Origin of the sequence: Nostoc sp. CENA543 (genome assembly GCF_002896875.1) — a bacterium.
GTDB lineage: Bacteria > Cyanobacteriota > Cyanobacteriia > Cyanobacteriales > Nostocaceae > Trichormus.
Genome location: NZ_CP023278.1, coordinates 1,662,060 through 1,688,452, shown reverse-complemented (window position 1 = coordinate 1,688,452; position 26,393 = coordinate 1,662,060). Strand labels below are relative to the sequence as shown.

Here is a 26,393-nt window from a genome sequence, read left to right as displayed (position 1 = left end):
ATGGGGAATAGGGCATAGGGCATTGTGTAAAATCTCTCTACACCCCTGCACCCTTACACCCTTACACCCTTACACCCTTACACCCCTACACTCCTACTAAGGCAAAATAAACCCGTACTTTTTCAATACAGCTTTTGCTTGGCCATCAGTAGTTAAAAAGGTGACAAAATTCCTCGCTGCATCAGGATTTTTTGTCTTTTTCACAACTGCGGCGGGATAAGTAATTGCTGAGTGATATTTTTCATCTGCCGCCACTACAACTTTTACTTTGTCGGAAATTTTGGCATCAGTAGCATAGACTAACCCCGCATCAGCGTTACCACTTTCTACCACCGCTAAAACCTGACGCACGTTGTTGGCATATACTAATTTCGGCTTGATTTCTGGCAATAATTTCAGCTTTTGCAAGACTTGTTCAGCATACTGACCTGCGGGTACACTCCTGGGTTCGCCAATAGCAATACGCTTAATTTCAGGATTCCTAAAATTTAAAAAGCTAGTGATGCCCGTTTTTCCCTTCGGCACAACTAGGACTAGGCGATTTTTTGCTACGATCGCTCTTGTACCTGGCAGTAATAATCCTTTCTGTTCTAAAGCATCTACTTGTCTTTTCGCTGCCGAAATGAAAATGTCTGCTGGCGCACCCTGTTCAATCTGTTGCTGCAACGCACCAGATGCACCAAAGTTATAACTGATGTTGATATTAGGATTATTCTTTTGATAAAGTGGTTTAATTTCTTCTAGAGCATCTTTTAAACTAGCCGCAGCAGATACCAGTAAACTGACATTAGATTGGGCTGCTACAGGAGAGGGTGTCATAAAAGGCAAGCCAACTGCTATCAAACAACTAGCGATCGCCGCACCAAGAAAAGCAAGAATTTGTCTTCGTTTCATAGGAAAATCAGGCTGAGATGGATTCTTCTCCAAGAGTTGAGGCTTGGTCGGATCGTACTTAAAGATAACCGTGATATTTACCAACCAAATTGGTAACATTATGCCAAGAAAAGAACAAGGATGGATCACTTTTCAAACATCAGAAGAAGAACGCAAGATTCTAGAGGAATTCTGCCAGCATTCTCAGCGCACTAAAACTGAGATTCTGCGGGAACTTGTGCGCGGTCTTCATCAGCAACCCCCAGCAGCAAAATCATTACCAACCAAAGGGGTAGATAAAGTAGATAAAGTAGCAACGCAAACATCTGAAAACTTAGATTTAGAACCTAATCTTCCCAAAAGGCCCCTAAAAGTTAGCTCCCGTAATATTCTTAAAGGTGTGGTGAAAAAAGTTGTGACAGGTGCAGTCAATAGCGAAGTAACTCTAGAAATTGTCCACAAAGTCGAGCTGACTTCCATCATCACCAGAATGTCAGCTGAAGAATTAGAACTAGAGGAAGGTGCAGAAGCTTATGCGGTCATTAAGTCTAATGATATTGTGATTGCCAGGGATTAGGGCATGGGGTATGGGGCATTGGGCATTGGGCATTGGGCATGGGGACAAGGTAGACAAAGTAGAATTTATTTCTCAACTCATTACTCATTACTCATTACTCATTACTCATTACTCATTACTCATTACTCACCACTCCCCACTCCCATGAGTGTCAAAACCCCTATGGCAGAGTTCGGTTAAGCGCACTGGGTGAGTAAAAGTAAATTGCTAAATTAGTTGATAGTTAAGCAGCACTTGAGATAATTACTATGAGTAATGATTCCCATCGCCAGCCCGAAAATTCTCTAACTGATGTGATGAGTCAAAATCGGTTATGGGATTATTTGCAGTCAATGGATAGTCAAACCGTTAGCCAATTATCTAAACCCGCTTCGCCAGAGGTACTTCAGTTAATTCAACGCTCTATTGTAGCGACTCTGGGTAATTTACCTGGGGGAAAATTCAATACAACTATTACTACCAGTCGCGATGAGTTGGGTAAACTTTTAGGCTCTGCAATGGTAGATGGGTATTTCTTGCGTAATGTAGAGCAACGACTGGAGTTAGAAAAGGCTTGTTTACCTCCCAGTGTTGACAAGTAATGAGTAATAAATAGTGAGTAATAAGTAAATTTCCTCACTCATTACTCGTGATGTACATCAATTACTTCAAAAAATCTGTAATTCACATTAGACGTGAGCGAAAAACTGAAGGAGATGTGATAAATCGCATCTCCTTCAATCATCTAGATATTATTCGCTAAGAGGTAGGAATCAGAGAGAAAAGGTGACTGTAGGTACAAACCTCACCCTTTGTGGATGGCTTTCTCCCCTGCTCCCTGCTTTCCTCTCCCCTGCTTCTTATTGGTCTTAGTAGCGGTTGCGGTTGTAACCACCACCGCCACGATTTCCACCAAATGAACCGCCTCTGTCTTCTTTGGGTCTGGCTTTGTTAACTTTCAAATCACGACCCATCCATTCAGCACCATCAAGGGCATCAATAGCAGCAGCTTCTTGTGTGTCGGAATTCATTTCTACAAAGGCAAAGCCTCGTGGGCGACCTGTTTCACGGTCAGTAGGTATTTGTACTCGTTTCACTTCACCATATTCTGCAAAAACAGCAGTGAGGGCATCTTGTGTAACTTCGTAAGAGAGATTGCCTACGTAAATCGACATTTATATGTCTCCAAAATCATCAGTTTGCAGAGATTTAGATTTCGGAGAGAGTCTGCAAATACCAAAAGGAAAAAGCCTGTCAATACTAAAAACAAACACTATAACCGAATATAATTCTCAGAGCATATAGTAACACATATAATTCCTCATTGTGTGAAATCTTGAGAAAAAGTTACAAAAATATACGAACGCTCGATGGACTATTTTGTAATTATTTATACTTAAATATATTTTAGTTGGTAGTATTTTAGACAGAATGTATTATCCAGGCTAACTTCTCTTCAGGTCATTCAACCTATATATTTTTCTCTCAACAGCGAGACTCTGAGCGTTAATGCCATAATTGGTGATTATATACCAACTTTATAATTATAAAGTTGGTATAGTTTTAAGTAATCACATAAAAGTAGCAGAGCAATCAAGTCAATAGTTGCACATTCAATTTTCCCGCAAATCATCATGCCATCGGATTTTTCACCTCTTTGGATATCGCTGAAAACGTCGTTACTAGCGACATTGATCACCTTTGTTTTAGGAATAGCCGCAGCATATTGGATGTTGGGATATCGGGGCAAGGGTAAATCTGTGATTGAAGGTATATTTGTCGCCCCGTTGATTTTACCTCCTACGGTGGTGGGCTTTTTGTTGCTGTTGTTTTTTGGCGCGAATGGCCCTATGGGTAAATTGATGCAATCTTTTGATTTCAGTGTAGTGTTTACTTGGTATGGGGCAGCGATCGCAGCGACGGTTGTTTCTTTCCCCTTAATGTATAAAACTGCTCTGGGTGCTTTTGAACAGATTGATGGTACTCTCCTCCAGGTAGCGAGAACTTTGGGCGCAAGCGAATTGACAATTTTTCGCCGCATCAGTTTACCCCTAGCGTTTCCAGGGATTTTAGCAGCCACATCTTTAGCTTTTGCCCGCGCGCTGGGTGAGTTCGGTGCTACTTTGATGTTAGCTGGTAACATTCCTGGGCAAACTCAGACGATTCCAATGGCAATTTATTTTGCTGTGGAAGCTGGTGCAACGAATGAGGCTTGGTTTTGGTCGATAGCTATTATGATCGTTTCCCTGTCGGGGATTATTACGGTTAACTTTTGGCAAGAAGTCAGGCATAAGAGAAATCAGGGGACAAAACAACTAGGAAGAGAAAAAGGTGAGATGTCTGTTTTGTCACCTGTGGCGACGGATGTGAAATTGTTTGTAGATATTGAGAAACGATTGCCCAGTTTTAGCCTTAAGGTGACATTTAATACCGATGAGCAGCCCTTGGGATTGTTGGGGGGTTCGGGTGCAGGCAAAAGTATGATTTTGCGCTGTATTGCGGGGATTGAAACACCCACTAGAGGCAGGATAGTTTTAAATGGTCGGGTTTTATTCGATTCTGAAAAGGGAATTAATTTACCTAGCCGCGATCGCCGAGTCGGTTTTTTAGTGCAGAATTATGCTTTGTTCCCAAATATGACGGTAGTAGAAAACATTGCGTTTGGTTTACCGCAAGGTCTACCGAATGGGAAAGAACGACAACAAATTGCAGAATTACTCATCGCCATGCAGTTAGAGGGATTAGGCGAACGATACCCGCACCAACTTTCCGGCGGACAACAACAACGAGTCGCCTTAGCCAGAGCCTTAGCCAGTCAACCAGAGATTTTACTCTTAGATGAACCTTTTTCTGCACTGGATACACATCTGCGTAACAAATTAGAACAGCAAATGACGGAAACTTTAGCTCAATATCAAGGTGTGACTTTATTTGTCACCCACAACATGGAAGAAGCTTACCGCGTTTGTCCGCATCTCTTGGTAATGGAACATGGTCAAGTCGTGCATCATGGTTCTAAATACGATATTTTCGAGCGTCCTGCTACTGTTAGCGTCGCCCAAATCACTGGCTGTAAAAACTTTTCCCAGGTGATTATGCAATCATCCCAGGAAGTGGAAGCGGTTGATTGGGGTTGTAAGTTGCAGATAATTGCACCAATTCCCACAGAAATCACCCATATTGGTATTCGCGCCCATCATCTCAAATTTACTCCAGACCCAACCGCGACTAATACTTTTCCTTGCTGGTTAGCCAGAACCAGTGAAACACCCCATCGCGTTACACTGTTTCTAAAATTAAATTCTCCAGTAAATGATTTACAGGATTACCACCTGCAAGCAGAAGTTTTTAAGGAGAAATGGGAACTCATCAAAGATCAGCCTTTCCCTTGGTATGTGCGTTTAGAGCCATTGAGCCTAATTTTATTGTCGGAAAAGTTACCAGAACAGTGGTGAGTAATGAGTAATGAGTAATGAGTAATGAGTTGAGAAATAAATTCTACCTTGTCTCCCCCTGCTCCCTGCCCCCTGCCCCCTGCCTTCTTCTCCCTATCCCCTACACTAAAGTAGGGGCTTTTAATTTCTTATGAAAGGTGACTAGAGTGAATGCTAATTAATGCTGAACACCTCCTGCAATACCAACGCTGTAAACGTCGTCCGGTTTTAGATATTCACGGCGACAGAAGCCTACGGGATCAGCCTAGTGAGTTGTTGCTGAAACTACAACAGGACAAAAACGCCCATCGGCTGAATATTTTGGCTCGGGTTTCCTATCAAAAACCCAGTTACCCTAGAGGAAAATGGGAAGCCGGACAAGCGGCCACTATAGAATTAATGCAGCTTGGGGTTGATTACATCTATCAAGGAGTGCTGTTAGCTAATTACGGTCAGTTAGTAGACACAGAGTCAGAATCCTTAAATCCTACTCTCCTCAGTATTCCTGATTTACTGGTGAAGCAACCAGGAGAATCATGCTTTGGTGAGTGGATGTATACAGCAGTCAATATTGAATTGGGTAAGCGTCCCAAACAGGAATACCAGGTTGTCACCGCTTTTCATAATCAGGTGTTAGCTACAGTCCAAGGGGTCACACCGTCAACGGCTTGGTTAATGCTACGCAGTAAGGAAACAAAATACTTCATAGATTTATCTCGATGGACACCGCAAATGCAGGAAATTTTGCAGGAGTTCATCCAGGCTTTAGAGTCCCAAACTGAGCCAGAAATCTTTATTGCTCGTCAAAAGTGTAATCTTTGTCAGTGGCACAGTCAATGTCATGCGATCGCCCAATCTCAGCAGCACCTCTCCCTCCTACCAGGAGTGACACCCATCCGCTACACCCAACTTCAAAGCCTCAATCTCACTACTCTAGATTCTCTGGCTAACACCAGTCCCAGCCTTTTGGAAAATCTTACGGGTTTTGATGCCAAAGTCGCCACAAAATTAGTCATTCAAGCCCAATCAGTTTTAGAAAAAATACCCCTAACTTTACCATTTTCCTTTCCCCATCCCCACGTTGATCTTAATGCTCCGGTAGAACTGTACTTTGATATTGAAGCCCAACCAGATATCAATTTAGATTATCTTTTAGGGGTGTTGGTGGTGAATAAACAAACCAATACCAAGGAATTCTATTCTTTGTTAGCGGAAACACCAGCCCAGGAAGAATTAATTTGGCAACAATTTCTCGAATTAGTCTGGCAATATCCCGATGCACCGATTTATCATTTTTGCGTCTACGAATTAGATACAGTGAAACGCCTGGCCAAGTTATACCGTACTCCCAATAAGTTAGTCCAGCCAGTCTTAAATCGATTTGTCGATATTTATGAATATCTCACCGAGACTGTAACATTACCCATTGAAAGTTACGCCCTAAAAGCGATCGCTCGTTGGTTAGGATTTGAATGGCGTAATCCTGAAGCTAGTGGTGCTAAGTGTATTTACTGGTATGACCTATGGCTAGAGACAGGCGATCGCACTTTACTGGAAATCATCAGCCGCTACAATGAAGACGACTGTCACGCCACCCACCTCGTCAAAGACTGGCTATTTAACTTCTTAGAAGAACAGTATCATTTAAAACCAGCATAATTACTCTCCAAATTTCCCATATCTCAAAATCTTTTAACCAAAACGCCTTTTTTGCGTTAACATGATAACGATTCTCATTCTTTGTTAGACCACCAATCTCCAACACCCTTAACAAAACCCATTTGTAGTGAGGACTTTAGTCCTCTTTGCATTTTGTAGGCGCGACACTACCCCCAATTCCCAGAGTATTTTGAACTTTGAACTTTGAATTGAAATCTATGGTCAGTTCCCTCACCCAGTCCCATAGCGACAAACTTACAAGCATCCTTCATACCTGCGCCCACATCATGGCGATCGCGGTACAGCAACTATATCCAGGGACTAAGGTAGCAATTGGCCTAGTTACAGAAACCGGACTTTACTACGACTTTGATTGTCCTTAATTTCTCAAGCTTCCTGATTTATTCAAGAATTTGGGAAGATAAATCGAAATTGAGTAATTTACAAAAATCTAATTGCACTATGAATACTATCACTGCACCGACTAAAGACATCATTCCTGATATCCCTAAACGGGGAATGCCTGTTACGATTATTACGGGATTTTTAGGGAGTGGTAAAACTACCCTCCTCAATCAAATTCTGAAAAATAAACAAGATTTAAAAGTCGCTGTTTTAGTCAATGAGTTTGGCGATATTAACATTGATAGCCAACTGCTAGTTTCTCTTGATGAAGATATGGTAGAACTCAGCAACGGCTGTATCTGCTGTACTATTAATGATGGTCTAGTTGATGCTGTTTATCGTGTGCTAGAGCGAGAAGACCGCATTGATTACATGGTAATTGAAACTACGGGCGTTGCTGACCCATTACCGATTATTTTAACTTTTTTAGGGACAGAATTAAGAGATTTAACTAGTCTAGATTCGATTTTGACTGTAGTTGATGCCGAGACATTTAATCGAGAACATTTTGAAAGTGAAGCGGCTTTAAAACAAATCACCTATGGAGATATTATTCTCCTCAATAAGACAGATTTAATCACCCCAGAAAAGCTGCAAGAAGTGGAAAGCTATATTCATGATGTGAAACATGGGGCGAGGATTTTACATACTCAATATGGCGAGGTGGCTTTACCTTTAATTTTAGGTGTGGGTTTAACTCCCACTGATGAATATACTAGTCATGATTTAGAAGGAGATGAACATCATGACCATCATGAACATGATCATCATGAGCATGATCATCATGAGCATGATCATCATGAACACCATCATCACCATCACCACGAACACCATTCTCACCATTTAGAGAATGATGGATTTGTATCTATCTCTTGTCAATATGATAGACCTTTTGATGTGCATAAATTTGAAAACTTCCTCGCAGAAGAAATGCCGCAAAATGTGTTTCGTGCTAAAGGGATTCTGTGGTTTAGTGATAGTGAATTACGCCATATTTTTCAACTAAGTGGACAACGTTATAATCTGCACGCAGATGAATGGCGTGATGTTCCTAAAAATCAATTAGTTTTTATTGGTAGAAAATTAGATTCTCATCAAATTCACTCACAGCTTAACGAATGTTTGATATGATAAAGATGTGTTAAGTGATCAACAACTTTAGTTAATAGTGAGTCACAGATTCTTCACTATTAACTAATTCATAGTCTTTTACCAATTCAACAAAGAAAATGACTTTATCGATTCATCCCGATACAAATTCTGCTGCTGAAGTAGTATCATCTATCGCTACCAAAAATGTTCCCACTGTCACCGAAGCAGAGATGGTGCAGGCTGTACGTACTTTGTTAATTGGTTTAGGAGAAAATCCTGATAGAGAAGGTTTATTAGATACTCCTAAACGAGTTGTGAAAGCTTTGCAATTTCTGACGAAAGGATATCATGAATCTCTAGATGAACTCCTGAATGGAGCTGTATTTACAGAAGATGCCAATGAAATGGTATTAATTCGGGATATCGATATTTTCAGTTCTTGTGAACACCATATTTTACCAATTATTGGACGCGCCCATGTGGCATATATTCCTAATGGTAAAGTAATTGGGTTATCAAAAATTGCGCGCATTTGTGAAATGTATGCGCGACGTTTGCAAGTACAAGAACGTCTCACCTTGCAAATTGCTGATGCGCTCCAAGGTTTACTCAAACCTCAAGGAGTAGCTGTAGTCATCGAAGCCACTCATATGTGCATGGTGATGCGTGGTGTACAAAAACCAGGTTCTTGGACTGTCACCAGTGCGATGCGGGGTGTATTTGCTGATGATGCACGTACTCGCGAGGAATTTATGAATTTAGTGCGACACAACGCCAATTTTCATTAAGGGACTTCCAGATAAAAAAATATCCAAACTGTAGGGTGCGTCAGTGCGAGAAAACCTAACTATACCAACAGATTATTCATACTGACGCACCCTACTAAGCTACTAAGCTATTTATTTGGGATAATTTATTTTTTGGTGTTCTCTAACTAGTTGTGGTGTTGCTAATAGAGATGAGAAAATTTTCGTCTCTATTAGGAAGCATTAGACTTGATTCGCGCTAAGAAATTAATATTTAATTCCAGTCTATTTCCTAACCATAGAGCGTGTGCTGTATGATCTGTGAGATCATCACCCGTCTCAGGATGAACGAGAATATCTAACCCCTGACTGTTTAGCATTAACCAAGGTACAACTTGAGGAAATTGGTTCTGGGAAAAGGCGACTTGATACATTGATTGAGGATGTGGCCCAATTGGTTGATCATGCCATCTGCCTAACTGAACTTCAAATCTAGCACCTAATTCTTCCCTAATTTTGGCAGCAACTGAGCGAGTTTCGGGTTGATAGTAAATATGAGCATGAAAACCAGTGATGATACTATTTTCTTTCATGACTGTTCTTGCTGAGTAGGTGTTTATGATTTCAATTTTAGATTTTAGGTAAATCTAAAATCTAAAATTTTTGGACGTATTCCTAATTTAAACCAATTTTAATTGTTCCAAAATAAAGGCATACTCAAAGGCTAATTCTTTTAAACTTTCGTAGCGTCCAGAAGCACCGCTATGTCCAGCATCCATGTTAGTTTTGAGCAACAAAATATTATTGTCGGTTTTCAATTCTCGCAATTTGGCTGTCCATTTGGCGGGTTCCCAATATTTGACGCGGGAATCATTTAAACCGGCGGTAATTAATAAATCGGGGTAAGTTTGAGCCTCGACGTTATCGTAGGGTGAGTAGGATTTCATGTATTCATAATAGATTGGGTCGTTGGGATTTCCCCATTCTTCCCATTCTGCGGCTGAGAGGGGTAAAGATGTATCTAAAATTGTTGTCACTACATCAACAAATGGCACATTAGCAACAACTACCTGAAATAAATCAGGACGCATATTAATGACTGCACCCATTAATAAACCGCCTGCACTACCACCTGTAATCGCTAGATTTGTGTTTGTTGTCCAACCCTCGTTAATTAAATATTCGGCGCAGGCAATAAAATCGGTGAAGGTGTTTTTCTTGTGTAAGAATTTGCCATTTTCATACCATTCGCGCCCCATTTCTTCGCCACCACGAATGTGTGCGATCGCAAAGACAAATCCTCTGTCTAACAATGTTAATCTAGTGGAAGAAAAAGACGCAGGGTAAGAAGAACCATAGGAACCGTAACCCGTGAGTAATAAAGGATTTTTGCCGTCTTTTTTAGTTCCTGTTTTGTAGACTATGGAGATGGGAACTTGTACACCATCTGGGGCTGTGGCCATTAACCATTCACTACAATATTGAGTAGGATCATAGCCGCCAAGCACTTCGGTTTGCTTCTTTAATTCTCGCTCCTTGGTTGCCATATTGTAATCAAAAACCGATGGGGGCGTAATTAAAGAAGTATAATGAAAACGCAAAATATTAGTATTAAATTCTGGGTTACTACCTTCTGAAAACGCATAGGTGGGTTCAGGAAAAGCAATATTATCTTCATCACCTGTAGATAAGTTTCTCACCCTAGCAGCTTGTAGCCCATCTTTGCGTTCATAAATTACTAAATGGTCAGTAAACAGGCTAATTCCTGAAAGTAACACATCTTCACGGTGAGGAATAATAGTTTCCCAGTTATCCTTTGATAGTGCAGTGATGGGAGTTTTGACTAATTTGAAATTAGTGGCGGCTTCATTAGTGACGATGTAAAAGTCATCGTTGTGATGGTCTATATAATATTCTATACCTGTTTGGCGGGGATAAATGATCTGAAAACTATTGTGGGGATGATTAGCATCTAAGTAGTGAATTTCTGTGGTGATACTACTTTGCAAACTCATTAAAATATAAGCTTGTGAGCGAGTATTGCCAACGTATAGAGAGTAAGCATCATCAGGTTCGTGATAAATTAATTCATCAGATTCTGGAGAAGTGCCAAGGGTATGTCTAAATAATTGGTAAGGACGATTTGCATGATCAATTTTGGTATAAAAACCTGTGCGGTTGTCATTAGCCCAACAAAAAGAAAAATAAGTATCAGCAATAGTTTCCGGATAGAATTGACGGGTATTTAAATCCAGAAAGTAAAGTGTATATCTTTCTGAGCCACTGGTATCAAAAGAGTAGGCTAAGATTTGATGATCAGGGCTAACATCAAAGATACCTAAATCAAAAAAATCATGTCCCTCTGCTAATTCATTTTCGTCTAAAAGTATCTCTTCTGGCGCATCTAAACTATCTTTTTTCCGGCAATAAATACGATAGGCTTTACCGGCTTCGGTGCGGGAATAATAGTAATAATTGTCTTTGCGGTAGGGTACTGTTAAATCAGTTTCTTGAATGCGTGAGAGCATTTCCTCATAAAGTTGAGTTTGCAAGGATGCTGTATGCTGCATGATTGCGTCAGTGTAGGCGTTTTCTTCCTCCAAATATTGGACTACTTTGGGGTTATCAATGTCGCGCAGCCAAAAGTAGTTGTCTAGGCGGCGATCGCCATGTAATTCTAGAACCTGTAGCTGTTTCTCAGCTACAGGCGGCAGAATATTTGTTTGTAACACCCGGTCTTTTGTCATCCTTCTGTAACCTTTTATCCCAAATCAACCAACTAGCTACCCCAAGTTTGAGGGGAAACTAGAGATTCCAGTCTGACGTTGTAGTTGTTTTTTTAAAGTACACAAGCCAATAGCTGGTATGACTCCCAGGATCATAGCCGTAAATCCTTGTTCAATCCAAGACATTACGGGTACTGGAATTAAATTTTGTATGAAAGAAAGTAACCAAACTACCAGACTAATACAGAAGAAGGAAATCGAGGGCAAAAAATTCCACCACCAACTTTTAAATGTGTAACTCCGCAGGACTAACCATTGCAATAAACCCAACCAAACCCCAGATAAAATATATGGAAGTGTTGACAAAAGACCCAATGCGAAAGCGGTATCAGCAGCCAATGGTTGATTAAATAAATTAGCAATATAGTTAATCCAAGCAGTGGAGACAGCATTGGCTAGTAGCCAACCGATACTAGTAGCCAACATCCACCGCCAACCAGAGATGTAACGGCGCATCACTAAGGCCTGATCGGCTGCGAAAACTAGTGCAAATACAATATTACCGAGTATTTTTACCCAAAAACTCCATATTTGTGGCTGTTCGGCAAAAAACGGCAGAAAACCTTGCCAGAGAATTTTTTCAATCGCCAAACTGACAATACCACCCACCACCCAACCCAAAACCGTCATCAAAGTAAACTGAAATAAAAATGTCCGGCGTTGGGAACGGGGGATCAATAATCTCACTGCTGGAGATTTACTCTGACTAGTTGCATGATGAGAATTAGTTTTCATATTAATTTAAGTTAAGAAATTTAAAAAAAATAATCTCAATAAAAACATTTGTAACCTAAGTATGAAAATGGGTATAGGTCATGGGGCGTAGGGCTTTGAGCATCTCGCGTGTCACTTGTTACTGTTGAGCTGTTACCTCTATTTGAGAAAGCGTAATCTCAGAATGATAAGCTAAACATTGACATAAAAAAGTGACTTAGGATGAAGTGTTAAATGGGTTTTGCTTCAACGACTCCTCATCTTTTGCGGGCTGCTCGTGGTGAAATTGTAGATCGTCCCCCTGTGTGGATGATGCGCCAAGCGGGACGATACATGAAAGCATATCGGGATTTACGGGAGAAATATCCTTCATTTCGCGAACGCTCCGAAATTCCTGAAGTAGCGATTGAAGTCTCCCTGCAACCTTGGAGAGCTTTCCAACCAGACGGCGTAATTTTATTTTCCGATATTGTGACTCCCTTACCCGGTTTGGGGATTGACATGGACATTGCGGAAGGTAAAGGCCCCATTATTCATGCGCCCATTCGCACTCAAGCACAAATTGACGCGCTGCACCCACTAGAACCAGAAACGGCTCTACCTTTTATCAAAACTATTTTGCAGGCATTACGTCAAGAAGTAGGCAACAAATCGACGGTATTGGGCTTTGTGGGTGCGCCGTGGACTTTAGCGGCTTATGCAGTAGAGGGTAAAGGTTCTAAAACCTACTCCGTCATCAAGAACATGGCTTTCACCCAGCCAGATTTGCTGCATCAACTCCTAACTAAATTAGCAGATGCGATCGCAGATTACGTCCGTTATCAAATCGACTCCGGCGCGCAAGTAGTGCAAATGTTCGATTCTTGGGCAGGATATCTCAGCCCCCAAGACTATGATATTTTTGCTCTACCTTACCAAAAGCGGGTATTCCAGCAAGTTAAGGAAACTCACCCAGACACCCCATTGATTTTGTTAGTCAGTGGTAGCGCAGGCGTATTAGAACGGATGGCACAATCTGGTGCGGATATCGTCACCGTAGACTGGACAGTAGACATGGCCGATGCGCGAGCCAGATTAGGAAAACACGTCAAAGTGCAAGGTAATCTTGACCCTGGCGTATTATACGGCTCAAAAGAATTTATCCGCGATCGCATCATTGACACTGTTCGCAAAGCCGGTAACTGGGGTCACATCCTCAACCTCGGTCACGGTGTACACCCAGACACCCCAGAAGAAAACGTGGCTTTCTTCTTTGAAACCGCCAAGCAACTCAATGCGTTGGTTTAGTCATTAGTCAATAGTCATTAGTCGATAGTCATTAGTTTTTGTTCTGGGAACTATTGACTTTGGATTAGAGACTATTGACTCTATCGATAAAATTTAATTTTGGATTTGCGATTTTTAGATTGTTCAATTTACAATCTAAAATTATCCTGCCTCTCTCTTATGAATAAAAGAATTTTAATAACTGGTGCTAGTGGCTGTATTGGTCACTATATAAGTGAAACATTAATTCAACAAACAGAAGACGAATTATATTTACTAGTCAGAAACCCCCAAAAATTACAAGTTGATACCACTGTTCGCCCTGGTATTCATGTTTTGCAGGGTGATATGCAAAATATTAGCCAATTAGCAGATTTACTACCTACAATTGATGTCGCTGTTCTCACAGCTACGGCTTGGGGTGGTGAACAAACTTTTGATATTAATGTATCTAAAACTTTAGAATTACTCAGTCTATTAAATCCTGAACGTTGTCAACAAGTTATTTATTTTTCTACAGCCAGTGTTTTAGACTCTCATAATCAACCACTCAAAGAAGCTGGAGAAATTGGTACAGATTATATCCGGTCTAAATATGAGTGTTTACAAAAGATATCACAGTTGGCGATTGCACCGAAAATTACTACTGTTTTCCCAACTTTAGTTTTAGGTGGTGATGCCAAAAAACCCTATTCTCATTTAACATCAGGAATTCCCGAAGTTACCAAATATATTAATTTAATTCGTTTCTTCAAAGCTGATGGTAGTTTTCACTTTATCCACGGTCAAGATATTGCAACTGTAGTTAAATATTTAATTGTCAATCCTCCCCAAAACGATAAACCACGCAGGCTAGTTTTAGGACAAAAAAGGCTAACCGCCGACCAAGCCATAGAAGAACTTTGTAGTTATTTTGGCAAAAAGATTTTCTTCCGCATTCCCCTATCTTTATCCTTAGCTAATTTAATTATCGCCGTCTTTCGGATTCAAATGGCGGCTTGGGATAGATTCTGCATGAACTATCGCCATTTCACCTATGACACCGTAATTAATCCTGGTAGTTTTGAGTTACCTAATTACTGTGCAACTATGAGTGATGTATTAAAGATTAGCGGTGTTAAAGCTATTTCAAATTAACCTATGCTTATGGGTAAAGCCAAAATTTTTGTTAACGTGAATTCGATGAATTTTAAAAACCCCTCTCCAAACCTCTCCCCTACAAGGAGAGAGGCTTCAAAACCTTGATTTTTCGTATATTTTTCAAGAGAGAGGGGTTTGGGGAGAGGTTATCGAATTCACTCTCTGTTACCCTAGAACTGATGAAACAATGTAAATCTTGAAGGCAAGTAATGAAAAAGGTAACATTAACAGAATTAATGAATAATATTGAGCATCTATTAGATGAGGTACTAGAAACCGGTATGCCATTAGAAATTAATAAAAATGGCAAATTATTAAAAATAATCCCTGTAGAAAAAATAGATAAACTTAAAAATCTTACTGTTAAACCAAATGTCATCCAGGGCAATCCTGATGATTTAGTTAATATCAGTTGGTAGCAGGTCGCTAAAACTTTAATTAATAAAAATTAATTTTATAAGTAAGTCGGTGAGAAAAAACCTAACTATCTTAAGAAATGTAAACTAGGCTAAAATCCTCTTTCCCCCTGCTCCCTGCCCCCTTGCCCCCTGCCTAATCAGAACTACAAATATTTACCCTGTTCTACTTATTGGGGCAATTGCTTGTTAGTTAACATATGTCAGTTATATCCAGATTTGGCTGACAAAACATGATTAATCAACCAAAATTCAAGTCCTGCTATACCGTTGAAACTATAGAACCAGACCAAGTATTTATCATATCTGAGAGAGAATCCATTTGCTTGAGCGATCGCCTCTCATTTCTTCTTGCTTCTCTCATCAAAGAAGGTAAGTATAGCGTTGACGAAATCATTGATATCATTCAGCTAGAACTACTACCCACCAACCCAGAAAATTCAGAATTTTTTCAGAATGTTCTCAACATCAGCATCAAAGCCCAATACGCCCTATTCCACATGGAACAACGGGGTTATCTAGAAGATGAATCCGAGCGATCGCCTTTAGCCATTTTCTGTCATCATCTCCATATTCCCCCCATCGTAGCTGCTCAAAGGTTGCAATCAACTACAGTTGCAGTTCAAGCATTTGGTTCTCTTCCCACCGATGAATTAATTTCTCTCCTCAAATCCCTAGATATCCCAGTCGCAGAAACCGGAGATATCACCGTCGTGTTGACTGACGACTACCTCCACCCCCAACTAGCAGCATTTAATCAACAAGCCTCATCTCCGTGGCTACTAGCTAATCCTCTGGGAACGATAGTTTGGATAGGGCCGATATTTCACCCCCAAAAAACAGCTTGTTGGGAATGTCTCGCTAACCGTCTAAGAAATAATCGCCCAGTCGCTAGTTACCTTCAAAGACATAAACAGATTTCCCTATCCCCACCTCTAGGATTCCTCAATGCTACAGTGCAAACCGCACTCGGAATGATAGCGACAGAGGTTTTCAAATGGATTATTCAAGGCGGAAATGAAGAAGCAGGGAGCAAGGGAGAAAAGTCAACCATCAATGGTACGAGCATAACGGGACAAAGTTCAGTTCCAACCAAATCCCCCCTACTCCCTGCTCCCTGCCCCCCTGCCTTGCATCAAAGTCTTATCACCTATGACACCTTGACTCTCCAAACCCAAAACCATACCGTGATACAGCGTCCCCAATGTCATAGTTGCGGTGAACCAAATCACCAGCCCTCGCCAATTGTTTTAGAATCTCGTCAGAAGACTTTTACCGCAGATGGCGGACATCGTTCTTGTTCACCACAGGAAACTTTAAAGAAATACGCCCATCATATTAGCCCCATCACAGGTATTGTTCGAGAACTCAGCAAAATCCCAGGGAATGGCTTAACTCACACATACATAGCCAAGCATCACTTTCAAAGCCTTTTTGATGATTTAGGTAGTTTACGCCAAAATATCGGCGGTAGAAGTGCCGGTAAAGGTAGAACCGATACCCAAGCCCAAGCTAGTGGTTTTTGTGAAGCGATTGAAAGGTATTCTGGGGTGTTTCAGGGAGATGAAATCAGACTCAAAAGCAGTTATGAACAGTTGGGCGACAAAGCAATTCACCCCAATGATTGTATGAATTTTAGCCCTACTCAATATCAGCACCGAGAACAATGGAATGTTGATTGTCAAGGTTGGTTTCAAAAAGTTCCTGCACCTTTTGATACCACCAGAGAAATTGACTGGACACCAGTTTGGTCTTTAACTCATCAGGAATTTAAATATCTGCCTACTGCCTACTGTTATTATGGCTATCCCCAGTCAGGAGAGAGGGATTGTTGGGCAGACTCCAACGGCTGCGCCGCAGGTAATACCCTCGAAGAAGCCATTCTCCAGGGGTTTATGGAACTCGTAGAAAGGGATTGTGTAGCGTTGTGGTGGTATAATCGGCTGCCAAAACATCAAGTAGATTTAAATAGTTTTAATGAACCTTATTTTCAAACTTTGAACAAATATTATCAAACTCTTGACAGACAATTGTGGGTAATAGATATTACTAGTGATCTCAACATTCCGGCTTTTGCGGCCATTAGTCGCAGAACGGATAGAGATGTAGAGGATATTATCTTAGGTTACGGCGTTCACTTTGATGCCAAGCTAGCCATTAGCCGAGCTTTAACAGAAGTGAACCAAATTCTGCCGAATGTATTAGTGACTAACGCGGATGGTAGTACCCAGTATCCCCCATCTAGCGATCGCCTTGCTGTGGAATGGTGGAAATCTGCAAATATCTCCAATCAACCTTATCTACTTCCCGACGCTCAAAGTGTTCCCAAAGTCTATGCAGATTATCCCCAACTAGCCAGCGATGATCTTCTTGAAGATGTCAGGCTATGTCAAAAAATTGTGGAACAGCATGGTTTAGAAATGCTCGTTCTAGATCAGACTCGCCCTGATATTGGCCTCAATGTCGCTAAAGTGATTGTACCAGGAATGCGCCATATGTGGAAACGCTTAGGTGCAGGCAGACTTTATGATGTCCCCGTGAAAATGGGTTGGTTACAACAGCCGCTTACAGAAGCACAACTCAATCCCTATCCCATGTGGATGTAATATCAATTCAAAATTCAAAATTTAAAATACCCTACGGGAAGGCTTGCGCCTACAAAATTAAGAAAGCTAGATATTACAGGGATTTCCTAGAAACAATGCTGGCTATCCTAATTTGATAGTACACCCATTCTGACTTTTCACGTTATGTGGAAAAGCTAACGTGAAACCTAACCCCCTAACCCCCTTCCCTACGAGGGAAGGGGGAAAACTAAAGCCTCTCTCCTGGTAGGCTACCGTGTACACACATCTTTTTGCTGAGTGCAGAATGTGGCTTGATCCCCCCTAACCCCCCTTAAAAAGGGGGGAACTAAAATCAAAGTCCCCCTTTTTAAGGGGGATTTAGGGGGATCAAAACAATGTGGGACAAGGTTATAAGACTTGTGTGTACACCGTAGCCTTATAGGGGAGCCAGTGCGTTGTGCAGGCAATGCCCGACTTGTAGCAACTGGCGTGAGAGGTTGGGAGAGGGGTTTTCCAGATCCCGTGAAAAGTCAAGACACCTATTGGGCTGATTTTAAACTGCGTAAAATTCCCAATTCCCCATTCCCCATTCCCCATTCCCCAAATAATATGCTGCATGGATACAAGATTATTGATGCTGATTCCCATGTAATTGAACCGCCGCAGATGTGGGGAAAATACCTTGCACCTGAATTTAGGCACTATGCACCCTCGCTAGACATGAAAATTCAAGGAGAAGACATAGTAAATAAGATATCGCAACAAGTGAGAACAGTAGGCGATCGCCAAATGATGCAAGCTCACCCCCAAGCCTATTTTCACCGCTATGATGCCGAATCTCACCTGCAAGCAATGACACAAATGGGGATTGATATCGCCTTTATTTATCCCACTTACGGACTATGGCTATTTGCGATTGATAGTATGTCTCCAGAGGTTGTAGGAGCTTTTACCCAAGCCTACAATACATGGCTATATGAAGAATTTTGTAGTTATGCTCCAGACAAATTAAAAGGAGTCGGAGCAATTAATCTTCATGCACCAGAAAAAATGGTGTCAGAATTACACCGCATTGCTGAATTTGGCTGGAAAGCCATCTGTTTACGTCCCAACCCCGTCAAAGGTAGAATACTCAGCGATCGCAGCTATGAACCATTTTGGACAGCCTGCGAAGAATTAAATATTGCGGTGGGAATTCATGAAGGAACTCATAGCCGTTTACCAACTACAGGTGCAGATAGATTTCATACTCGTTTTGCTATGCACGCTTGTTCCCATCCAATGGAACAGATGATGGCTTTATTAGCGTTAATTGAAGGCGGAGTTTTAGAACGTCATCCACAATTAAAATTTGGTTTTTTAGAGTCTGGTTGTGGCTGGCTTCCTTATTGGCTTTGGCGACTAGATGAAGAATACAAAAATTTATATTTTGAAGTGAAAGATCACATCAAAATGCCGCCTTCAGAATACTTTCGCCGCCAATGTTTTATTGCCATTGAACCTTCTGAACCTTGCTTATTAGAAATTATCGAGTACATTGGAGCAGGTAACTTTTTCTTCGGCTCTGATTATCCCCATATGGATCATCAGCCGGACATTGTAAATCGGCTTCTAGAACTGGAAAATCAGTTACCTCAAGAAACAATCCACAAGATTCTTTGGGATAACCCTCTCCATTTTTACAGTTTACACTAATGCTTTCTGATTGAATTATCTGGCTATTTGTCAAGGAAAATAAAAATGCACACATTTACACGAGAACATTTGGAGAATTTGAAAAATTTGTTTCCCAATTCTCCTGTATCACATCATCCAGTCAGTGTCAGGAAAAATGAATCTTTAGATCCAGAAGAAACATTGTTTCAAATACTGGCGATCGCAGAAGAATTCGGTAGTACAAAAAAGAAATTAGTCTATGGTTCTAAAAAAGACCTCATTGCCTACTATCAAATTGACGAGAATAATTTACCCACAGCAGGAACAGAAGTTGACCAAGAATTTGTCACTACTGATGATCCAAGATATTCCGCAGTTAGGTTTTTATTACAATGTCGTCAACTTTCTCAGATTATGTCATGTACATGGCTAGACGACCAAACAATTCAAACCTCTGCACAAAAAACACAAATAGAGTTAGTCAGAGAAATATTTAATTCTTACAATATCATCCCTGATACCTATTGGCTGGAAAATCATACAGGAAACTTGAAGTTAACGCCTATAAAATCCCAGCAATTACGTAAAAAGATCATTGACTCAGACAAAAAAGATGAATATTTAATTCATCCTGAATATGTAAGTTATGGTTCAATATCGTTATCTCTCCTATTAAGTGGGCAGGTATACTATCAAGACGGAAATCAATGGAAACAACTTTGGAGGTCTATTTTAAGCACCTATGAAACAATTTGGGAATATGCTTTAGATGTATCATGGGATACTTTTTATGCTAGTAGAGTAGACCTTTCCCAAACTGGTTATCCAGCTAGACCCCCCTACACAAAAGTGACTCTAGGCTATCCTCCTAGACCTTCTGAATTTAGCCTGAAACAAGAAGATATTCAAAGATGGTCTGGAGCGCAAGAAACAGCCCAAAATGGGACAAGAAAAAGTCACATCGAACTGCCATTTTATCCTGAAAGATACAAAGATAAAGATCAGAGGATAGAGACTGAAGACTGGCAGCAGAAAAAACTAAAATTTGTGGCTTCTCCCTATCCGTATATTCCCCTCAGCACTACTTAATTTACCTTAGTCAATATTGCTTTAGGGTGATTGTGATTAATCCTGTAATTAGTATACAGTAATATACAAGTGGGTTGTGTAAATTCGGCAATCCGCTTGCTTTTTTATTCTAGGTTCAGAGATATTTTATGTAAGAAATAAACATAAAATATGCTTGTATTCCATTGTAATTAATTAAACGTAATATGCCTGATTATCAAGATATACTGCAAAATGAATACCAGATTAATGAACAAATATATGAAAGTGCTTCCTCATTAATCTATCGAGGTATCATTAAACTGGAAAATCGACCTATTATTCTTAAAGTTCTGAAGGAAGATTATCCGACTCCCTCCGAACTAAGCAGATATAAACAAGAGTATGAAATTACTCGTTCTATCAACCAAGAAAGTATTATTAAAGCTTATGATTTGCGAAGATATAAAAATAGTTTAGTAATGCTATTAGAAGATTTTGGAGGAGAATCATTAAAAATTCTCATATCAAAACAAAGGTTGAATTTAGAAAAATTTTTGAGCATTGCTATTAAAATTACCGAGAGTTTAGCAGCTATTCATGCAGCTAATATTATTCATAAAGATATTAACCCATTCAATATAGTTTATAACCAGAAAACAGGACAACTAAAAATCATTGATTTTGGCATTTCCACTAGTCTCCCTCAAGAAAATCGTCAAATTTGCAGTATTAATCAATTAGAAGGAACCTTAGCTTATATTGCCCCAGAGCAAACCGGTAGAATGAACCGAGGTATAGATTACCGAAGTGATTTTTATGCTACAGGTGTCACTTTCTATGAACTGTTAACTAATCAACTTCCTTTTGCAACTAATGACCCAATAGAATTAGTTCATGCTCACATAGCACAATATCCCAAGCGACCTGATGAAATAAATTCCACGATTCCTTTAACAGTAGCTAATATTGTCATGAAATTATTAGCGAAAACTCCAGAGGAACGATATCAAAGTGCGTTGGGAATTAAAGCGGATTTAAAAAACTGTCTTCACCAACTCAAAACTCAGGGAAAAATTTATGACTTTCCTTTAGGTAGTCAAGACGTATCAGATAAGTTTCATATTCCTCAAAAACTCTACGGACGAGAACAAGAAATCATCCAGTTATTAACAACCTTTGAGCGAGTTTGCCAAGGTAATACTGAAATGATACTGCTTTCTGGCTATTCAGGTATTGGTAAATCTGCTTTAGTTAATGAAATCCACAAGCCTATTACTAGCAAGCGAGGATACTTTATTACAGGTAAATTCGATCAGTTAAAGCGAGATATTCCTTATGCAGCAATTACACAGGCATTTCAGGATTTAATTCGTCAACTATTATGTGAATCCGAAGCTAGGTTAAAAATTTGGACAGAGCAAATCTTAGCAAGCTTAGAACCGAATGCTCAGATCATCATTGATGTGATTCCTCAGCTAGAACAGGTAATTGGTAAACAACCTGCTATTGAGCAATTAGGAGGAACAGAAGCTCAAAATAGATTTAAATTATTTTTTCAAAAATTTATTCGTGTTTTTAGCACACAAGAACACCCCTTAGTGATATTTTTAGATGATTTACAATGGGCGGATTTACCATCTCTTAAGTTAATTGAGTTACTGGTAACAGATCCAGAAAGTCAATATTTACTAATCATAGGAGCTTATAGGGATAATGAAGTAAGTCCTACACATCCTTTAATGATTACCCTGGAGCAAATTAATCATGCAAAAGCAAAAACAAGTTATATCAGTCTTCAATCCCTAAAGATTGAACACATCAATCAATTAATTTCTCATACTCTGGGATGTTCCACAGAAGAAGCAGCTTCTTTAGTAGAGTTAATTGCTAATAAAACTAGTGGCAATCCATTTTTTTTAAATCAATTACTTCAATCTCTATATAGAGATAAGCTTTTATTGTTTAACAAGTTTCAGGGATGCTGGCAGTGGGATATTGAACAAATAAAACGAGTTGGTATTACTGATAATGTAGTGGAATTAATGGTGGGGAAAATTAAAAACCTCCCACCGGAAACTCAAGATGTTCTGAAGCTAGCTGCTTGTGTCGGTAATATATTTGATTTAGAGGTTCTCTCATTAGTTAATAAAAATTCTCCAACATTTACAGCTACAAAATTACAGCCAGCAATCCAAGCCGGATTAATTGTTCCCCTCAATGATGAATACAAAATTACACTAATTTGGAATTATGAACAATCAATGATTAGTGTTTCGGAAGTATCTGGTGATTTACAACCTAAATTATCCAAAAATATTCTCTATAAATTCTTACACGACCGAGTACAACAAGCAGCTTATTGCTTAATTCCCCATGAGCAAAAAAAATCAGTGCATTTACAAGTAGGTCGCTTATTAATTAAAAGCAGTCCAGAAGAAAAATTAGAAGAGAAAATATTTGATATTGTTAACCAAATTAATGAAGGTTCTCAACTGATTGTTGAAAAATCAGAAAAAGACGAGTTAGCTAGATTAAATATGCAGGCTGCTAAGAGAGCAAAAGCATCAACAGCTTATGATACAGCTTTGAGGTATTTAGAAACTGGATTAAAACTACTGGCATCAGATAGTTGGCAATATAATTATCAATTCACTTTGGAACTTCATGTAGAGACTTTAGAAGCTCTCTACTTAAATAGTAAATTTGATCAAATAGATTTCCTATCTAAAATTGTTGAGCAATCATCTCAGGATTTATTGGATAAAATCAAAGTATACGAATTAAAAATTTTATCTTATTTTGCTCAGTTTCAACTCCACAAAGCTATTGATGTTGCCTTAGAAGTATTACGGCAATTAAACATTAAAATATCTAACCATGTTATTAAAAATTTCAAAGTAGAAAATAGGATTAAAGAGGAACAACAAAGCATCAGGAGTATTTTAAAAGAAAGGTCTATTGAAGACTTGGCTGATTTACCTATGATGGACGACCCTTATCAAATAGGGGTTATATTAATCTTGCAAACTATGATGAGTGCAACATGGACAACAAATTTTGCCTTATTTGTTGAAATTGTTTTAATTCAGCTGAATATTTGTATTAAATATAATAATCCTTCCCAGGCTCCTGGTATTTATAGTTCCTATGGAATGCTACTGTGTGGATTAATCAATGATATTGATTCTGGATATAAGTTTGGTAAGATGGCTCTCAAATTATTAGAGAAATCCATTAGTCGCCGTTCAGAGTGTTTAGTGATGCACTCATATTATGCTTTTATCTGGCACTGGAAAGAACTGATAAATAAACAAGCAGCACAACAACAATTATTAAATACTATTAAACAAGGTATAGATACAGGCAATAATGAATATGTTTGCTATATTTCTATGGACTATTGCCTCATCAGATTTTTTGGAGGATGTAATCTGCAACAGTTAGAGATAGATTATGCAAAATATCATAAATTAATTGATAAATTCAATCAAGAATATTCTAAAAATTACATAGAGATTTGCCAAAATATTGTCACAAATATAATCACTGAAGATAACTATGATAGCTTATTAATTGGTAATTCTCAAATACTAGAAGCCCAAGCTATCCAAAAATATCGAGATGAGCATAATAACTGGCTATTATTTATTTACTATTTCGGCAAGAATTATCTATTCTATTTATTTAAAAATTATACGCAAGCTGTTGAAAATGCTATCCAATGTCAGAAATATCTAAAAGATTGTAGTGGTTTTTTAGTTAGTCCTCAATATAATTTTTATTCTTCTCTTGCATTTATTGCCCATTGTCATCAAAGTAACGATGAGCAGCACAAAGAATTACTCAAGCAAGTAAATAAAAATCAGGACAGTATGAAATTATGGGCTAGTCATTGCCCAGAAAATTTTCAACACAAATATGATTTAGTCGCTGCCGAAAAAGCTCGTTTTTTAGGAAAAAATTGGCAAGCGGAAGAACTTTATCAACAAGCTATAAAAGGTGCAAAAAAATATGAATTTCTTCATGAAGAAGCACTGGCTTATGAAAAAGCCGCAGAATTTTATCTGGCTATTGGTAGGGAAGAAATCGGTCAGTTATATTTAAAAAATTCACACCATTGTTGCACTCTTTGGGGAGCTAGAGCCAAAGTAAAACAATTAGAAACAGAATACCCCCAGTATCTTACTATAAATACAAACCAAGGAATAACTAAAAGCTTTAGCCCCACTATCTCGACAACTGGAAGTGATGGAGAAATACTTGATTTAACCACAGTTATTAAAGCCTCTCAAGCTTTAGCTGAAGAAATTATTCTTGATAAATTGTTGGCGAAGTTAATGAAAATGATGATTGAGAATGCAGGGGCGCAAAGAGGCTTTTTGTTGCTGTATTCTCAAGAACAGTGGGTGATAGAAGCGATCGCCACCACAACTGACATTAAAATACAATCCATAGCAGTAGATTCACTAGATAAATCCACACAAAAACCCCTAATATCATCTGCTATCATCAACTACGTCGCCCACACCCAAGAAAATGTAGTGCTGGATGATGCTACTCAAGACGGACAATTTACCCGTGATGCCTACATTATCACCACTCAGCCTAAATCTATTCTCTGTACACCTCTCCTCACCCAAGGCAAATTAAGCGGTATTGTCTATTTAGAAAATAATTTAGTCACTGGAGCATTCACATCAGATCGTGTCCAAATCTTAAATATTCTTTCTAGCCAAGCTGCCATCTCCATTGAAAATTCCCGCCTCTATGCCACACTCGAAGAAAAAGTACAAGAACGTACCCAAGAACTTACACAAACTCTAGAAATTCTCAAAGCCACTCAAGCCAAATTGGAATTTGAAAATGCTCTGCTCAAAAGTGGTGAATCAACCTCCGATTATGATTATCAAGTAGGTGGTAGTTTACCAATTGATGCGCCTACTTATGTAGTGCGATCGGCTGATCGTTATCTCTACAAAGCTTTAAAAAGTGGCGAGTTTTGTTATACCCTCAACACCAGACAAATGGGTAAATCTAGCCTCATGGTGCGGATGATGCACCATTTACAACAAGAGGGTATCGCTTGCGTAGCCATTGATATGACTCGCATTGGCAATGAAAATATTACCCCAGATCAGTGGTACAAAGGTCTGGCTGTGGAACTTTGGCAAAGTTTTGATTTACTAGGGAAGGTGAATTTAAAAGCCTGGTGGCAAGATAAACTAGATATTTCTCCTGTACAGCGATTGAGTCTGTTCTTTGAAGAAGTTTTGTTACGGGAAGTGACATTACCAGATAGTGATGTACCACCGCAAATTATTATCTTCTTCGATGAAATTGATTGTGTGTTGGGTTTAGATTTTTCTGTCAATGACTTTTTTGCCCTGATTCGCTCCTGCTATAATCAACGCAATATCAACCCAGAGTATCAACGATTGTGTTTCGGTTTATTTGGAGTGGCTACACCTGGTGATTTAATCACCGACTATCGCAAAACTCCTTTTAATATTGGTCAAGCGATTCAACTGCGTGGCTTTCAAATGGACGAAGCGCAACCCCTTTTGCTAGGATTGACTGACAAGGTGACTAACCCCCAAGCAGTGCTGAAAGAAGTTTTATTCTGGACTAATGGCCAGCCATTTTTAACTCAAAAAATTTGCCAAATGATCCGCACTGCTGCGTCTTCTATCCCTGCGAAAACCGAAAAAGCATGGGTAGAAAACCTAGTTCATAGCAATATTATCGCAGATTGGGAAGCCCAAGACGAACCAGAACATTTAAAAACTATACGCGATCGCATCCTCAAAGGCGATCGTCAACCCACTAAAATGCTAGACCTATATCAGCAGATCCTAGAATTAGGACAGGTCAATTCTGTGGATAGTCTAGACGAACGAGAACTGCTTTTATCCGGCTTGGTAATTAAGGAACAAGGTGCTTTAAAAGTCCACAACCGGATTTACGAATTAATTTTTAACAGTCGTTGGATTGAATTTTATAGATAATAGAATATAGCAGCTGTTGGACTAACAA

General features: G+C 39.4%; 19 protein-coding genes. 14 read left to right on the top strand and 5 right to left on the bottom strand.

Annotated features, from left to right (window positions below):
* Positions 1–96 precede the first annotated feature (96 nt).
* The gene (gene modA, locus CLI64_RS07070; protein WP_103140629.1) at positions 97–894 is read right to left on the bottom strand and encodes a molybdate ABC transporter substrate-binding protein; all 798 of its coding nucleotides are present in this window, start codon (positions 892–894) and stop codon (positions 97–99) included.
* 100 nt (positions 895–994) lie between these two features.
* Between modA and CLI64_RS07065 the strand changes: the two genes are divergently transcribed.
* The gene (locus tag CLI64_RS07065) at positions 995–1,450 is read left to right on the top strand and encodes a molybdopterin-binding protein (RefSeq protein ID WP_103136544.1); all 456 of its coding nucleotides are present in this window, start codon (positions 995–997) and stop codon (positions 1,448–1,450) included.
* Positions 1,451–1,698: 248 nt separating this feature from the next.
* Positions 1,699–2,031, top strand: coding sequence for a DUF760 domain-containing protein (locus CLI64_RS07060; protein ID WP_103136543.1), 333 nt, complete (start codon positions 1,699–1,701; stop codon positions 2,029–2,031).
* 267 nt (positions 2,032–2,298) lie between these two features.
* Here CLI64_RS07060 and CLI64_RS07055 read toward each other — a convergent pair whose 3' ends face one another.
* A complete protein-coding gene (locus CLI64_RS07055; protein WP_103136542.1) occupies positions 2,299–2,604 on the bottom strand; it encodes an RNA-binding protein in 306 nt (101 codons plus the stop codon).
* 459 nt (positions 2,605–3,063) lie between these two features.
* On the opposite strand from CLI64_RS07055, the gene modB reads away from it, so the two are divergent.
* From modB to folE, 5 genes are all read left to right on the top strand, one after another.
* Positions 3,064–4,884 carry a molybdate ABC transporter permease subunit gene (modB, locus tag CLI64_RS07050; RefSeq protein ID WP_103136541.1) on the top strand — a complete coding sequence of 607 codons (1,821 nt, stop codon included), beginning with the start codon at positions 3,064–3,066 and terminating at the stop codon, positions 4,882–4,884.
* A 150-nt stretch (positions 4,885–5,034) separates the two neighbouring features.
* A complete protein-coding gene (locus tag CLI64_RS07045) occupies positions 5,035–6,522 on the top strand; it encodes a TM0106 family RecB-like putative nuclease (protein ID WP_103136540.1) in 1,488 nt (495 codons plus the stop codon).
* 218 nt (positions 6,523–6,740) lie between these two features.
* Positions 6,741–6,905: a hypothetical protein gene (locus tag CLI64_RS30680; protein WP_157943211.1), complete on the top strand. Its 165-nt coding sequence runs from the start codon at positions 6,741–6,743 to the stop codon at positions 6,903–6,905.
* Positions 6,906–6,984: 79 nt separating this feature from the next.
* Positions 6,985–8,058: a GTP-binding protein gene (locus CLI64_RS07040; protein ID WP_103136539.1), complete on the top strand. Its 1,074-nt coding sequence runs from the start codon at positions 6,985–6,987 to the stop codon at positions 8,056–8,058.
* Between the two features lie 98 nt (positions 8,059–8,156).
* Entirely contained in the window at positions 8,157–8,807 is a 651-nt protein-coding gene (folE, locus tag CLI64_RS07035; protein WP_103136538.1) for a GTP cyclohydrolase I FolE, read from the top strand.
* A 191-nt stretch (positions 8,808–8,998) separates the two neighbouring features.
* Here the strand turns inward: folE and CLI64_RS07030 are convergent, their stop codons facing one another.
* From CLI64_RS07030 to CLI64_RS07020, 3 genes are all read right to left on the bottom strand, one after another.
* Positions 8,999–9,358, bottom strand: coding sequence for a DOPA 4,5-dioxygenase family protein (locus tag CLI64_RS07030; RefSeq protein ID WP_103136537.1), 360 nt, complete (start codon positions 9,356–9,358; stop codon positions 8,999–9,001).
* 87 nt (positions 9,359–9,445) lie between these two features.
* Positions 9,446–11,512: a S9 family peptidase gene (locus CLI64_RS07025; protein WP_103136536.1), complete on the bottom strand. Its 2,067-nt coding sequence runs from the start codon at positions 11,510–11,512 to the stop codon at positions 9,446–9,448.
* Positions 11,513–11,548: 36 nt separating this feature from the next.
* The gene (locus CLI64_RS07020) at positions 11,549–12,286 is read right to left on the bottom strand and encodes a hypothetical protein (protein ID WP_103136535.1); all 738 of its coding nucleotides are present in this window, start codon (positions 12,284–12,286) and stop codon (positions 11,549–11,551) included.
* 213 nt (positions 12,287–12,499) lie between these two features.
* Between CLI64_RS07020 and hemE the strand changes: the two genes are divergently transcribed.
* From hemE to CLI64_RS06985, 7 genes are all read left to right on the top strand, one after another.
* Positions 12,500–13,552: a uroporphyrinogen decarboxylase gene (gene hemE, locus CLI64_RS07015; RefSeq protein ID WP_103136534.1), complete on the top strand. Its 1,053-nt coding sequence runs from the start codon at positions 12,500–12,502 to the stop codon at positions 13,550–13,552.
* 159 nt (positions 13,553–13,711) lie between these two features.
* On the top strand, positions 13,712–14,668 hold the full coding sequence (locus tag CLI64_RS07010) for an NAD(P)-dependent oxidoreductase (protein WP_103136533.1): 957 nt from the start codon (positions 13,712–13,714) through the stop codon (positions 14,666–14,668).
* 212 nt (positions 14,669–14,880) lie between these two features.
* Complete coding sequence (locus CLI64_RS07005; protein ID WP_103136532.1) at positions 14,881–15,090, top strand: type II toxin-antitoxin system Phd/YefM family antitoxin; 210 nt, start codon at positions 14,881–14,883, stop codon at positions 15,088–15,090.
* Between the two features lie 230 nt (positions 15,091–15,320).
* Entirely contained in the window at positions 15,321–17,693 is a 2,373-nt protein-coding gene (locus CLI64_RS07000; protein WP_103136531.1) for a TOMM precursor leader peptide-binding protein, read from the top strand.
* Positions 17,694–18,104: 411 nt separating this feature from the next.
* Entirely contained in the window at positions 18,105–19,349 is a 1,245-nt protein-coding gene (locus tag CLI64_RS06995) for an amidohydrolase family protein (protein WP_225977525.1), read from the top strand.
* 45 nt (positions 19,350–19,394) lie between these two features.
* On the top strand, positions 19,395–20,399 hold the full coding sequence (locus CLI64_RS06990; RefSeq protein WP_103136530.1) for a hypothetical protein: 1,005 nt from the start codon (positions 19,395–19,397) through the stop codon (positions 20,397–20,399).
* 185 nt (positions 20,400–20,584) lie between these two features.
* The gene (locus tag CLI64_RS06985; protein WP_103136529.1) at positions 20,585–26,365 is read left to right on the top strand and encodes an AAA family ATPase; all 5,781 of its coding nucleotides are present in this window, start codon (positions 20,585–20,587) and stop codon (positions 26,363–26,365) included.
* The last annotated feature ends 28 nt before the right edge of the window (positions 26,366–26,393 follow it).